The sequence below is a fragment of the Stenotrophomonas sp. KH_052 genome, from assembly GCF_057838755.1.
Window position 1 is genome coordinate 798,907 of the sequence record NZ_CM174475.1, and the last position, 12,994, is coordinate 811,900.

A 12,994-nucleotide genomic window follows, 5' to 3' on the forward strand; every position below is an offset into this window, starting at 1 on the left:
GGCTCCTGGTGCAGGGGGATCGAATCGCGCGCTGTGCGCAGCGGTAATCAGGGGCGGTCGTTGTGGACCGCGGTCACGCGCAGGCGCAGCTTGCGGCCGCCGGGCGCATTCCAGTCGATGCTCTGGCCGATGGAAAGGCCAAGCAGGGCACTGCCGACCGGGGCCAGCACGGAAACCTTGCCTTCATCGACGTTGGCTTCGCGGGGGAAGACCAGGGTCAGGACGTGCTTTTCGCCCGACACTTCATCTTCGCACTCCACGCGCGAATGCATCATGACGATGCCTTCGGGAATCTGGTCCGGTGCCAGCACGGTGGCACGGTTGAGTTCTTCAGCAAGCGTGAGCGCGGCAGGCGTCTGGCTCAGCGCAGGGGATTCGAGCATGGCGTCCAGGCGGTCCATGTCGAAGGTAGAAACGGTGATCGACGGCGGCAGGCCGCTGGCGGTGTTCATGGTGAAGCTCCTTGGTTGAAAGCCATGCAAAAGGCGGCACCTGCTGGCGCCGCCTGTCTGTATTGTGGGGACAAATGCGACCGGAATCGACTCCCACCGATTCCGGGCCGGTGCTGCGTAGGCTCAGCCGTTCAGCACGGGGCCGGGCAGGGTGCTGGCGTCGCCGCCGGCATTGACCGCCTCGAGGGTGAACAGTGCCTCCGGCAGGCGCTTGAACTGATCGGCCAACTCCGTCAGGAAATCGTTCATCGCCGAGCTGCGGCGCCAGATCATGGCGATGCGGCGGCTGGGACGGCCCTCGCCGGTGAAGTCGAGCAGGCGGATGTTGCTCGAGCGCGGCACCGGCGGTTGCACCGACAGGCTCGGCAGCAGGGTGATGCCGACGTCGGCGGCGACCATCTGCCGCAGCGTCTCCAGGCTGGTGGCGCGGAACTCGGACTTCTCGTTGGCGCCGAACAGCCGGCACACTTCCAGTGCCTGGTCGCGCAGGCAATGGCCGTCTTCCAGCAGCAGCAGCTTCTGCGTGGCCAGCTCCTGCACGTCCAGATGCTCGCGGCGGGCCAGCGGGTGGCGCCCGGATACGGCCAGCAGGAACGGCTCCTCGAACAGGAACTCGGCATGCAGCTGGTCGTCGATCACCGGCAGTGCCAGCAGCGCGGCGTCGAGCTTGCCTTCGCGCAGGCGGTCCAGCAGCACATCGCTCTTTTCCTCGACCAGCAGCAGCTCCAGTTCCGGGAAACGCTCGCGGATGCGCGGGATCACATGCGGCAGCAGGTACGGGCCGAGGGTCGGGAAGATCCCCAGGCGCACCGTACCGGCTTCCGGATCGCGGCTGCGACGTGCCGCTTCCTTCAGCTGTTCCACTTCGGACACGATCACCCGTGCCCGTGCTGCTGCTTCCTGCCCAGCCGGGGTCAGCATCACCTTGCGCGGCGCGCGTTCCACCAGCGGCAGGCCCAGCTCTTCTTCCAGCTTGCGGATCTGCGTGGACAGCGTCGGCTGGCTGACGAAGCAGGAGGCGGCAGCCCGGCCGAAATGCTTGTGGTCGGCCAGGGCTACCAGGTACTTCAGATCACGTAGGTTCATCCTTACACCCCAGGGGTAACGGACCGGCTGACGGCATGGTTACCCGACAGGCAGACAATGTTCCCGGTGATCTGGGAACGATGGATCAGGCAGCTTCAGCAACAGCACCACTGCTGCTGCTCACCGACGAGCGGATCAGGTGGTCGAACGCGCTCAGTGCGGCGGTCGAACCGGCGCCCATGGCAATGATGATCTGCTTGTAGGGTACCGTCGTGCAATCGCCAGCAGCGAACACGCCCGGCAGGTTGGTCTGGCCGCGGTCATCGATGACGACTTCGCCACGCGGCGACAGCGCCACGGTGTCCTTCAGCCACTCGGTGTTGGGCAGCAGGCCGATCTGCACGAAGATGCCTTCCAGCTCGACGCGGTGGGCGTCGCCGCCGACACGGTCCTTGTAGACCAGGCCGGTGACACGGCTGCCGTCGCCCAGCACTTCGGTGGTCTGTGCGCTGGTCAGCACGGTGACGTTGGCCAGGCTGCGCAGCTTCTTCTGCAGCACTTCGTCGGCGCGCAGGCTGGAATCGAACTCCAGCAGGGTTACATGCGACACGATGCCGGCCAGATCGATGGCCGCTTCCACGCCGGAGTTGCCGCCGCCGATCACCGCCACGCGCTTGCCCTTGAACAGCGGACCATCGCAGTGCGGGCAGTAGGCCACGCCCTTGTTGCGGTACTGGTCTTCGCCCGGCACGTTCATCTGCCGCCAGCGCGCGCCGGTGGACAGGATCACCGAGCGCGACTTCAGTACCGCGCCGTTTTCCAGCTGCACCTGCACCAGGCCGTCTTCGCCGGCGGGCACCAGCGCACTGGCGCGCTGCAGGTCCATGATGTCCACCTCGTACTCGCGCACGTGCTGTTCCAGCGCCGTGGCCAGCTTCGGGCCTTCGGTCTCCTTCACCGAAATGAAGTTCTCGATCGCCATCGTGTCCAGCACCTGGCCACCGAAACGCTCGGCGGCGATGCCGGTGCGGATACCCTTGCGTGCAGCGTAGATCGCTGCTGCCGCGCCGGCCGGGCCACCGCCCACCACCAGCACGTCGAAGGCGTCCTTGGCGGCGATCTTCTCGGCATCGCGCTTGCTGGCATTGGTATCCAGCTTGGCCACGATCTGCTCGAGGGTCATGCGGCCCTGGTCGAACACTTCACCGTTGAGGTACACGGTCGGCACCGACATGATCTCGCGCTTCTCGACTTCGTCCTGGAACAGGGCACCGTCGATGGCCACGTGCTGGATGCGCGGGTTGAGCACCGCGGCCAGGTTCAGCGCCTGCACCACGTCCGGGCAGTTCTGGCAGGAAAGCGAGAAGTAGGTTTCGAACTTGTATTCGCCTTCCAGGTTCTGCACCTGCTCGATCAGCTCGGCGGTGGCCTTGGACGGATGACCGCCCACCTGCAGTAGCGCCAGCACCAGCGAGGTGAACTCGTGGCCCATCGGCAGGCCGGCGAAGGTCAGGTGGATATCCTGGCCCGGGGTACCCAGGTCGAAGGACGGCACGCGGCCCTGGCCATCGCGCAGGACCTGCAGCGTGATCTTGTCCGACAGGCTGTCCAGGGTCTGCAGCAGTTCCAGCATTTCCTGCGACTTGGCGCCGTCGTCGGCGTGCGCGGTGATCTGGATCGGGCGGGTCACGCGCTCCAGATAGGTCTTCAGCTGCGACTGCAGGTTGGCGTCCAACATCGGGTCATCTCCTGGCTTCAGGCAAACAGGGGGCGTGGCACCGCTGTAGAAGGTAGCGGACCAACAGGGGGTAGGGGTGAACCCAAGACAGCGACCGTGGAAGGGGCTGGCTGGCCAAGGCGGGCGAGCGTTGGCTGTCTTGGGTTCACCCCCACGCCGGCGGGGGGGGCCGGCACGGGGATGAAGGGCGCGCCGTGGCGTGGGGCCACGGCAGGCCGGTACTGCTTTAGATCTTGCCGACCAGGTCCAGCGACGGGGTCAGGGTCTTCTCGCCTTCCTTCCACTTGGCCGGGCACACCTGGTTCGGGTTGGCGGCGGTGAACTGGGCAGCCTTCAGCTTGCGCAGGGTCTCGGAGACGTCACGGGCGATCTCGTTGGAGTGGATCTCCAGGGTCTTGATCACGCCTTCCGGGTTGATGATGAAGGTGCCGCGCAGGGCCAGGCCTTCTTCCGGAATGTGCACGCCGAAGGCGTTGGTCAGCTGGTGGGTCGGGTCGCCGACCAGCGGGAACTGGGCCTTGCCGACGGCCGGCGAGGTTTCGTGCCACACCTTGTGCGAGAAGTGGGTGTCGGTGGTGACGATATAGACCTCGGCGCCGGCCTTCTTGAACTCGGCGTAATGGTCAGCGGCGTCTTCGATCTCGGTCGGGCAGTTGAAGGTGAAGGCGGCCGGCATGAAGATCAGGACCGACCACTGGCCCTTCAGGGTGCTGTCGGAAACCTTGATGAACTCGCCATTCAGGTAAGCATTGGCTTCGAACGGCTGGATCTGGGTGTTGATCAGGGACATCGTTATTCCTCTGGGTGAAGGGGAGTGGGTGAATCGACAGGACCTAGATTACCGACTCGCTATCGATAAGAACAATCCATTGATTGCATCTATTTGATAGATGAAGTCTATCAAAATGTACTGAGCAGGCACTGAACCCGGACGCTTTCATCCTGCAACTGCCTGTGTGACAAGGAAAATCTTCCGGAACGGCTGAATAGGGCCAATAGTCCCTCCTTATCCCGTCGGGCAGAACCTGAACGGATTGCAGCCTTTTGTAGAGTCGAGCCATGCTCGACTGCGGGCCTGTGGATGTGTAGCTCGACTGCGGCAGAAGCAGCCGAGCATGGGCTCGGCTCTACAATTGCGGCATGTCTTTCCAAACCGAACCCACCCTGCGCCAGGTCGTGGCCGAGGCCAGTGCCCGCCTGGGCGGCGTCGAGGCTCGCCACGAGGCCGAACTGCTGTTGTTGCACGTGCTGGATTGCCCGCGCAGCTGGCTGTTCGCGCATGCCACCGATCCGCTGGACGCCAATGACCAGGCCGCCTTCGAGGCGTTGCTGGCCCGCCGCGTGGCCGGTGAGCCGGTCGCCTACCTGACCGGCCGCCGCGGTTTCTGGACGCTGGACCTGGAAGTCGATCCGGCCACGCTGATCCCGCGTCCGGAAACCGAGTTGCTGGTCGAGCTGGCATTGGAGCGCCTGCCACAGGACCGCGCGCTGCAGCTGGCCGACCTCGGCACTGGCAGCGGCGCGATCGCCTTGGCACTGGCCAGCGAACGGCCGCAGGCGCAGGTGCTGGCCACCGATGCCAGCCCGGGCGCGCTGGCTGTGGCCGCGCGCAATGCTGCGCGCCATGAACTGCGCAACGTCCGCTTCGCCGAGGGCGGGCACGACTGGTATGCGCCACTGCAGGGTGCACGCTTCGACCTGATTGCCAGCAACCCGCCATACATCGCCAGCGACGACCCGCATCTGGAGCAGGGCGACCTGCGTTTTGAACCGGCTACCGCGCTGGCCTCCGGCGTGGATGGCCTGGATGACATCCGTCGTATCGTCGACGGTGGCCAGGCCCACCTGCTGCCCGGCGGTTGGCTGCTGATCGAGCACGGTTGGGAGCAGGGCGCGGCGATCCGCGCGCTGTTCGACGCCGCGGGTTTTGCAGAGGTGCAGACCGTGCAGGACCTGGAGCAGCGCGACCGCATCACCCTGGGCCGGCGTCCGGCCTAGAATGGAGGTTCTCCTGCCCCGGCAGGGCATCACCCTGGAGCTGCAAGCATGCGTACGCTGTACCCCGCCATCACCCCCTACGACGTTGGCACCCTGAAGGTCGACGACCGCCACACGCTGTACTTCGAACAGTGCGGCAACCCGGACGGCAAGCCGGTGGTGATGCTGCACGGTGGTCCGGGCGGCGGCTGCAGCGACAAGATGCGCCAGTTCCACGACCCGTCCAAGTACCGCATCATCCTGTTCGACCAGCGCGGTGCCGGCCGTTCCACGCCGCACGCCGACCTGGTGGACAACACCACCTGGGACCTCGTCGCCGATATCGAGAAGCTGCGCGAGCACCTGAAGGTTGATCGCTGGCAGGTGTTCGGCGGCAGCTGGGGCTCTACCCTGGCACTGGCCTATGCCGAAACCCACCCGCAGCGCGTGACCGAACTGGTCCTGCGCGGCATCTTCATGCTGCGTCGCTGGGAGCTGGAGTGGTTCTACCAGGAAGGCGCCAACCGCCTGTTCCCGGATGCGTGGGAGCACTACCTGAAGCCGATCCCGTCGGTGGAACGCCATGACCTGATCTCGGCCTTCCACCGCCGTCTGACCAGTGACGACGAAACCACCCGCCTGGACGCCGCCAAGGCCTGGGCGGTGTGGGAAGGCGCGACCAGCTTCCTGCACGTCGATGATGACTTCATCAACAGCCACGAAGACCCGCACTTCGCGCTGGCCTTCGCGCGCATCGAGAACCATTACTTCGTCAACGGCGGCTTCTTCGAGGTGGAAGACCAGCTGCTGCGCGACGCACATCGCATCGTCGATATCCCGGGCGTGATCGTGCACGGCCGCTACGACGTGGTCTGCCCGCTGGCCAACGCCTGGGACCTGACCAAGGTGTGGCCGAAGGCCAAGCTGGAAATCACGCCGGCCTCGGGGCATTCGGCGTTCGAAGCGGAGAACGTGGACGCGCTGGTGCGCGCGACGGATAGCTTCGCCTGATCGGTAGTGCCGGCCGCTGGCCGGCAACCCGGAAACGGTTGGATGCGCGCAGGCGCCGGCCAGCGGCCGGCGCTACCAATCCCCGGCCAGCAACGCGTCGGCCAGCACCTGCAGCTTCGGCGAATGCTGGCGCGAAGGCGGATAGATCAACGACAGCGCGCGGCTGCGGCCTTCGAATGGCTGCAGCACGCGTTGCAGGCGGCCATCGGCCAGCGCGTCGGCCACCGCGAAATCCATCACCTGCACGATGCCGATGCCAGAAATTGCTGCCTCCACCAGCGGGTCGCCGCAGTCAAACACCATCCGCGCCGGTGGCGTGACCTCCCGCAGTTGCCCGTCCTGCAGGAACTGCCAGTCCACCAGCCGGCCACTGCGCAGGTTGCGCACCGCCAGGCAGGCATGATCCTGCAGCGCGGCCACATCGTCCGGTGTGCCACAGCGGTCCAGATATTCCGGGCTGGCCACCGTCACCCAGCGTAGTGGCTTCAACGGGCGCGCCACCATGCGCTGGTCAGCGATGGTGCCGGTGCGCAGCGCGGCATCGAAGCCTTCCTCGACCAGATCGACCAGGCGATCGCTGAGCACGGCTTCCACCTGCAGCTGCGGATGCTGCTGCAGCAACGGCCCAAGCAAAGGCACCAGCACCCTGCGCCCGAACATCGACGGCGCGCTGATCTTCAAGGTGCCCGAGGGCGTGCACGGACGATCCGCCAATTGCCGCTCGGCATCGTCGAGGCCGGCCAGCAGCGGCGCCACCTGCTCGACGAACTGGCGGCCGTCCGGCGTCAGCGCCACGTTGCGGGTGTTCCGCTGCAGCAGCTTCACACCGAGGGTGGCCTCCAGCCGCCCGATCGCGCGCGACAGGCCGGATTGGCTCAGGCCGAGCTGGCCGGCGGCCACGGTGAAGCTGCGGGCTTCGGCCACCTGCACCAGCATGCGCACTGCATTGAGGTCCATCGAGGCTGCATTCATGCCGAAAATCATGACAGATATGGTCGAGGAGGGGTTTATTGATTGGCTCGCATCAATGAGACTGCGCTCCCCCACCGCGCCAGACCGCCGATGCCTCCCCTCAAATACCCGCGCTGGGCGCTGACCCTGCTGGCCACCGCCCAGCTGATCATCGCCCTGGATGCCACCATCATCTTCGTTGCCCTGCATGACATGGGCCGCGCGCTGCAGATCAACGCGCAGCAGCTGCAATGGGTGGTCAGTGCCTACACCGTGGCCTTCGGCGGCAGCCTGCTGCTGGGTGGCCGTGCCGCCGACCTGATCGGCCGCCGCCGCTTCTACCGTCTGGGCATGCTGCTGTTCGCGCTGGCCTCGCTGCTCGGTGCGCTGGCGCCGAATGCCACGCTGTTGATCATCGCGCGTGCGGCACAGGGCATCGGCGCGGCGTTGCTGTTCCCCGCCACGCTGGCACTGATCAACACGCTGTATGCGGAAGGTCCGGTGCGCAACCGCGCGCTGGCAATCTGGAGCATGGCCAGCGCGGTGGGCCTGGCGCTGGGCACGCTGCTCGGCGGCGTGCTGACCCAGGCATTCGGCTGGCCGGCGGTGCTGGCGGTGATCGTTCCGCTGGCCACCGCCTGTGCAGTCGCGGCCGGTGTGTGGTTGCCGGCCGATGGTCCACGGGTGCAGGGCCGTTCATTCGATCTGGCCGGTTGCCTCACTGTCACCGCCGGCGGCAGCCTGCTGGTCACCACCTTGGTGCAGGGCCCGGAGTGGGGCTGGACGGCGCCGGCCACGCTCATCTGCCTGCTGCTTTCCGCCGTACTGTTGACGGTGTTCGTACAGATCGAAAAGCGCAGCCGCGACCCGCTGATGCAGTTTTCGCTGTTGCGCCTGCCCGGCCTGCGCGCCGCGCTGGGTTTGACCTTCGCTTTCATGAGCAGCTATGGCGTGCAGTACTACTTCCTGGCGCTCTACTTCCAGGATGGCTATGGCTGGAGCCCGCTGCAGGCGGGCATGGCCTTCCTGCTGCCGACATTGGTGTGCACCTTCGGCATCCGTATTGCCGAACGCATGCTGCGGCGCCGTTCGCCACGGCAGGTGCTGGCCTGCGGCTTCGCCGCAGGTGCCGTCGGCATCGCCGCGGTGGCGCTGGCGATGCCGCATGGCGCAGGTTACTGGCCGCTGCTGCCGGGCGTCGTGGTGCTCAGCATCGGCCAGGGCATGAGCTGGACGGCGATGTGGATCGTGGCCGGGCAGGGCGTACCGGGTCCGCAGCAAGGTGTTGCGTCCGGCATGGCGGCCACCGCCCAGCAGATCGGCGGCGCCTTGGGATTGGCGGTACTGGTGATGGTCGCCAACGCCGCGCGCGGCACGCAGGCGGCAACCAGCCCTGATGCGTTGCAGGGCATGGTCAATGCACAGTACGGCGCCGCGCTGTTCGCCGCGTTCGGCGTGGTGATCGCGCTGGGCCTGCGCCCGGCACCGGTAGACTCGGCAGCGACTGCCTGCCTGAGCACCGACGCATGATCGAACTGCTGGACCTGCAACAGACCCTGCATGCCTTCGCCGCCTGCAACGATGAGGATGCGGTGTATGCCTCCTTCGGTTGGGTGCACGCCACCGATGGCGATCTGCTGCAGGCGCGTTTCTGGTTGCCGGCCGATGAAGAAGCAGCGTTCGACGACGACAGCGATGTTCCTGCCCGCGCGCGCGCGCTGGGCCTGTCCAGCTATCTTGAACCGGCGACCTTCGCCGACGTGCTCGACGTGCAGAAGCGGCAACGCCCAATGTCCACACTGGCCGATTATGCGCAGGCGCTGGCGTACTACGCCGAGTACGACGCGTTCCAGCAGGTCGATGGCATCGACGAGGCCCTGGGTGAAGCGGGTGCTGAGGAACAGGCGGCTGCGCGCGAGGCAGGGGTGGGCGAAGGCATCTTCGCTTCGTTCGACCTGTGCATGGTGGCGTGCCCGGTAGACCAGCTGAAGGCCGCTGCGCAGCGCGTGGCGCACGTGCTGGAAATCCCGGTAGGCGAAGCATTGGCGCGCTGCCGCTCGTTGCCGTTGGCGCTCGGTGAAGGACTGGATCGCAACCGTGCGCAGGCGATCAAGGATGACTTCGACGCCATCGGTGCGACCTTGCAGGTGCACGGGTTCAAGTCGTTCCCGTGGATGGATGCGCCCGTATTGCGGTAGTGCCGGCCGCTGGCCGGCAACCCCAAGGTCCGTTGGATCATTGCAGTTGCCGGCCAGCGGCCGGCACTACCAAGCCTGGGTAAATCACCCGGCGGCCAGCAACTGCGGCTGCAGCGCGCTGAAAATCCGCGCCAGCCGCTCCCAAGGATGACTTCGACGCCACCGGTGCGACCGTGCAGGTGCACGGGTTCAAGCCGTTCCCGTGGATGGACGCGCCCGTATTGCGGTAGTGCCGGCCGCTGGCCGGCAACCCCAAGGTCCGTTGGATCATTGCAGTTGCCGGCCAGCGGCCGGCACTACCAAGCCTGGGTAAATCACCCGGCGGCCAGCAACTGCGGCTGCAGCGCGCTGAAAATCCGCGCCAGCCGCTCCCAAGGATGACTTCGACGCCACCGGTGCGACCGTGCAGGTGCACGGGTTCAAGCCGTTCCCGTGGATGGACGCGCCCGTATTGCGGTAGTGCCGGCCGCTGGCCGGCAACCCCAAGGTCCGTTGGATCATTGCAGTTGCCGGCCAGCGGCCGGCACTACCAAGCCTGGGTAAATCACCCGGCGGCCAGCAACTGCGGTTGCAGCGCGCTGAAAATCCGCGCCAGCCGCTCCGCCCATGCCTGCTGCCCGGCGGCATCGGCGATCAGGTCCTGGCGGATTTCCAGTTCCACGTGCACCAGGCCGCGGCCTTCGCCGTGCACCGGCACCGCGTAGTCGCTGGTACTGCTGACCGAATACGGTTCGTTGTCGCCCACCACCAGGTCGCCTTCGTCGCGCAGTGCCTGCAGCAGTGCATGCGCAAAGCGCGTGTCCTGGTGGTACAGCACGCCGGCATGCCACGGCCGCTGCGCGCCGTTCATCGCCGGGGTGAAGCTGTGCATCATCACCAGCAGGGTGGGGCGACGGGCATCGCGGCGTGCGTCCAGTTCGGCGTCGATGCGTGCGTGGTACGGCGCATGGATCGCATCAATGCGCTGTTGCCGCTGCGCCGCCGACAGCCCGGCATTGCCCGGCACCACGGTGTGGTCGCTTACTTCCGGAATCAGCGTCGGCGAGGCCAGTGGGCGGTTGCAGTCGATCAGCAGCCGCGAATAGGTCTGCTCGATCGCCCAGGCATCCAGCAGCGCAGCCAGCGCACGGGTGGTGCCACCGATGCCGATGTCCCAGCCGATGTGGCGGTCCAGCTCGGCCTGCCCCAGGCCAAGCCCGCCCAGCGCCCGCGGTACCTGCTGGCCGGCGTGATCGGCCAGCAGCAGGAACGGCGAAGCACCCTGCGGGCGGTGGATCGTGTAGATCGCAGGATCACCGCCACCCAGCAACGCCGGCAGCGTGTGCAGGTCGGCGTCAGCCACGCGGGCGCCCGTCCAGGTGATGCTCGATCATCCACAGTCCGGCCCACAGCTTGGCATCCAGCTCGTAGCCTTCGCCCATCTTCTGCACCAGCCACGCCGCCGCTTGTGCGCGCGGAATTTCGTGCACGGTGATGTCCTCGCTGTCGTCGCCGCCACCTTCGCCGATCCGGCGCAGGCCGGTGGCACGGACGAAGGCGATCTTCTCGGCGCTCGCGCCGGAGGAGGTCGGGCCGATCATCAGCACTTCGGCGTGATCGGCGGTCCAGCCGGTCTCTTCTTCCAGTTCGCGCACGGCCGAGACTTCGATCGACTCGCCGGCATCGATGTCGCCAACCAGGCCGGCCGGCATTTCGATGGTGGGGGCCTGCAGCGGCACGCGGAACTGTTCGACGAACAGCACCTTGTCCTCGGGGGTGACGGCGATGATGATCGCCGCCAGGCCGCCAGCATGGGTGCGTTCGCTGTATTCCCAGGTGCCGCGCACCAGCATGCGCTGGTACTTGCCTTCGTAGACGACACGCGGGGCTTCGGTGTTGCGCTGGCTCATGCGGGCTCGCCGGAATTGGAAAAAGATGGAGTGGGAACGGGGTCGGCCACGCCTGCGGCATCGAACAGCCGGCGGCGGGTCATCGGACCAAAGCGCAGGGTCTGGCACAGGCCAGCGAGCAGCTCCGGGTCGGCCGACTGGCGCAGCAGGCCGGGTTGGCTGCCCTCCAGCGGCGCGTCCAGCGCGATGGTGGTCAGCTGGCGCCAGAGCAGGGCGTGCTCGCGCTGCTCGCGCAGGCGCACCGCCATCTGTGCGGCGCCGCGCAGGCGCAGGAACGGCACTTCGTCCAGACGTTCGTAGAGCACGTCCATGCTGCCGAAATGGGCCAGCAGCACCGCAGCGGACTTGCTGCCGACGCCGCTGACGCCGGGAATGTTGTCCACCGCATCGCCGCACAGCGCCAGGTAGTCGGCGATCTGGTGCGCGTGCACGCCGTGCCGTGCCTTCACGCCGGCCACGTCCCAACGCTGGTTGCGGGCGTAGTCCCACTGTTCGTCGTGGTCGACCAGCAGCTGCGACAGGTCCTTGTCGGCGGAGATGATCACCCCGCGATGGCTGCCGCGGTGCACGTGCAGGGCGCTGCCGATCAGGTCGTCGGCCTCGTATTCGTGGTGGGCCAGCACGGCCAGGCCCAACGCCGCGCACAGCGCCTTGCAATGCACGAACTGGCGCTTCAGCGCTTCAGGAGCCGGATCACGGTTGGCCTTGTAGGCCGGATACAGCCGATGGCGGAAGCCGCTGTCGAGCGCTTCGTCGAAGGCGATGGCGATGTGCCGCGGGCGCTCGCGCTCCAGCAGATCGAGCAGGAAGCGGGCGAAGCCGTGCACGGCATTGGTCGGCCAGCCCTGGCTGTCCTGGAACTCGTCCGGCAGCGAATGCCAGGCGCGGAACACATAGATGCTGGCATCGACCAGGTACAGCGACGGCGGCGGAGCCGGCAGGGTCATGCCGGCGGCGTCCAGTCGCGCAGCAGGGCCGCCGGGTCGGGGCGCTCGCGCTCGGGAACATCGGCCTTGGGCGTACCAATGTGGATGAAACCGGCGATGCCCTCGCCCTCGACCAGGCCCAGATGGGCCTGCACGACCGGATCGAAGGCCATCCAGGCGGTCAGCCACTGCGCGCCGAAGCCCAGCGCCTGCGCGGCCTGCAGCAGGGCGAAGCAGACGCAGCCGGCGGTCATCAGCTGTTCCTGTTCGGGCACCTTCGGGTCCGGGCGCGGGCTGGCCACCACCACGATCACCAGCGGGGCGTGGCTGAAACGCTGGCGGTCCTTCTCGAATACCGCCTCGCCGGCATGCGGGTCGCGCTGGCGGCTGCGCTCGGCCAGAAAGTCGCCCAGAGTGTGACGTGCATCGCCGGCGATCTTCAGGAAGCGGAACGGCACGCGCTTGCCGTGATCGGGCACGCGTACTGCTGAAGCCAGCATCCGCTGCAGGGTGGCCGGATCTGGTCCGGGCTCGCCCAGTTGCCGCGAAGGCACTGAGCGGCGGGCATCCAGGGCAAGCAGGGCAGCGGGGTCGGGCATGGAGTATTAACCGGTCGTCACGGGTGTTTGATTATAGTCGGGGCGGCCAATGGCACCGTCTGTGTCGCGTCCGGACCCTGAATATCAAACTGTGATGAACATCATGCCACTGGCGGGAAACGGACGACCGCTTCCCCTCGCCTCATGGGCCTTGCACCGCTTACGATATCTGTCTTGCCGGGCCGCCGGTCATGAGGTTTGAAGTGAGGACTGTTTCACTGTCCGTG

The 12,994-nt window shown here is 66.8% G+C and carries 13 protein-coding genes; 4 read left to right on the forward strand and 9 right to left on the reverse strand.

The window, feature by feature from the left end; all coding sequences use genetic code 11:
- Nucleotides 1-47: 47 nt before the first annotated feature.
- The 4 genes from rnk to ahpC form a co-directional block, all read right to left on the reverse strand.
- On the reverse strand, nt 48-452 hold the full coding sequence (gene rnk, locus AC3ITW_RS03540) for a nucleoside diphosphate kinase regulator (RefSeq protein WP_004144805.1): 405 nt from the start codon (nt 450-452) through the stop codon (nt 48-50).
- A 123-nt stretch (nt 453-575) separates the two neighbouring features.
- Nucleotides 576-1,538, reverse strand: coding sequence for a LysR substrate-binding domain-containing protein (locus AC3ITW_RS03545; protein ID WP_012510116.1), 963 nt, complete (start codon nt 1,536-1,538; stop codon nt 576-578).
- Nucleotides 1,539-1,623: 85 nt separating this feature from the next.
- A complete protein-coding gene (gene ahpF, locus AC3ITW_RS03550; protein WP_004144809.1) occupies nt 1,624-3,216 on the reverse strand; it encodes an alkyl hydroperoxide reductase subunit F in 1,593 nt (530 codons plus the stop codon).
- A gap of 226 nt (nt 3,217-3,442) precedes the next feature.
- Nucleotides 3,443-4,006, reverse strand: a complete 564-nt coding sequence (gene ahpC / locus AC3ITW_RS03555; protein WP_004144811.1) for an alkyl hydroperoxide reductase subunit C — start codon at nt 4,004-4,006, stop codon at nt 3,443-3,445.
- A gap of 350 nt (nt 4,007-4,356) precedes the next feature.
- On the opposite strand from ahpC, the gene prmC reads away from it, so the two are divergent.
- Nucleotides 4,357-5,214 (forward strand): peptide chain release factor N(5)-glutamine methyltransferase, encoded by an 858-nt coding sequence (gene prmC / locus AC3ITW_RS03560; RefSeq protein ID WP_100434076.1) that lies wholly within the window; start codon nt 4,357-4,359, stop codon nt 5,212-5,214.
- Nucleotides 5,215-5,262: 48 nt separating this feature from the next.
- The gene (gene pip / locus AC3ITW_RS03565; RefSeq protein WP_012510118.1) at nt 5,263-6,204 is read left to right on the forward strand and encodes a prolyl aminopeptidase; all 942 of its coding nucleotides are present in this window, start codon (nt 5,263-5,265) and stop codon (nt 6,202-6,204) included.
- Nucleotides 6,205-6,276: 72 nt separating this feature from the next.
- Here pip and AC3ITW_RS03570 read toward each other — a convergent pair whose 3' ends face one another.
- Nucleotides 6,277-7,161, reverse strand: a complete 885-nt coding sequence (locus tag AC3ITW_RS03570) for a LysR family transcriptional regulator (RefSeq protein WP_065722886.1) — start codon at nt 7,159-7,161, stop codon at nt 6,277-6,279.
- Nucleotides 7,162-7,266: 105 nt separating this feature from the next.
- Here AC3ITW_RS03570 and AC3ITW_RS03575 point away from each other — a divergent pair, with 105 nt between their 5' ends.
- Both AC3ITW_RS03575 and AC3ITW_RS03580 read left to right on the forward strand, forming a co-directional pair.
- A complete protein-coding gene (locus AC3ITW_RS03575; RefSeq protein ID WP_100434077.1) occupies nt 7,267-8,685 on the forward strand; it encodes an MFS transporter in 1,419 nt (472 codons plus the stop codon).
- Nucleotides 8,682-9,353, forward strand: a complete 672-nt coding sequence (locus AC3ITW_RS03580; RefSeq protein ID WP_153675024.1) for a DUF7716 domain-containing protein — start codon at nt 8,682-8,684, stop codon at nt 9,351-9,353. Before AC3ITW_RS03575 ends, AC3ITW_RS03580 begins: the two co-directional genes overlap by 4 nt.
- A gap of 544 nt (nt 9,354-9,897) precedes the next feature.
- On the opposite strand, the gene AC3ITW_RS03585 is transcribed toward AC3ITW_RS03580, so the two are convergent.
- From AC3ITW_RS03585 to AC3ITW_RS03600, 4 genes are read right to left on the reverse strand one after another with little or no spacing between them, the layout of a single operon-like run.
- On the reverse strand, nt 9,898-10,695 hold the full coding sequence (locus tag AC3ITW_RS03585; protein ID WP_100434078.1) for an N-formylglutamate amidohydrolase: 798 nt from the start codon (nt 10,693-10,695) through the stop codon (nt 9,898-9,900).
- Nucleotides 10,688-11,242, reverse strand: coding sequence for an NUDIX hydrolase (locus tag AC3ITW_RS03590; RefSeq protein WP_004144854.1), 555 nt, complete (start codon nt 11,240-11,242; stop codon nt 10,688-10,690). The genes AC3ITW_RS03585 and AC3ITW_RS03590 overlap by 8 nt, the downstream gene beginning before the upstream one ends.
- On the reverse strand, nt 11,239-12,189 hold the full coding sequence (locus AC3ITW_RS03595; RefSeq protein ID WP_032968783.1) for a 5'-3' exonuclease: 951 nt from the start codon (nt 12,187-12,189) through the stop codon (nt 11,239-11,241). The genes AC3ITW_RS03590 and AC3ITW_RS03595 overlap by 4 nt, the downstream gene beginning before the upstream one ends.
- Complete coding sequence (locus AC3ITW_RS03600; RefSeq protein ID WP_012510124.1) at nt 12,186-12,767, reverse strand: nitroreductase family protein; 582 nt, start codon at nt 12,765-12,767, stop codon at nt 12,186-12,188. The genes AC3ITW_RS03595 and AC3ITW_RS03600 overlap by 4 nt, the downstream gene beginning before the upstream one ends.
- Nucleotides 12,768-12,994 lie beyond the last annotated feature (227 nt).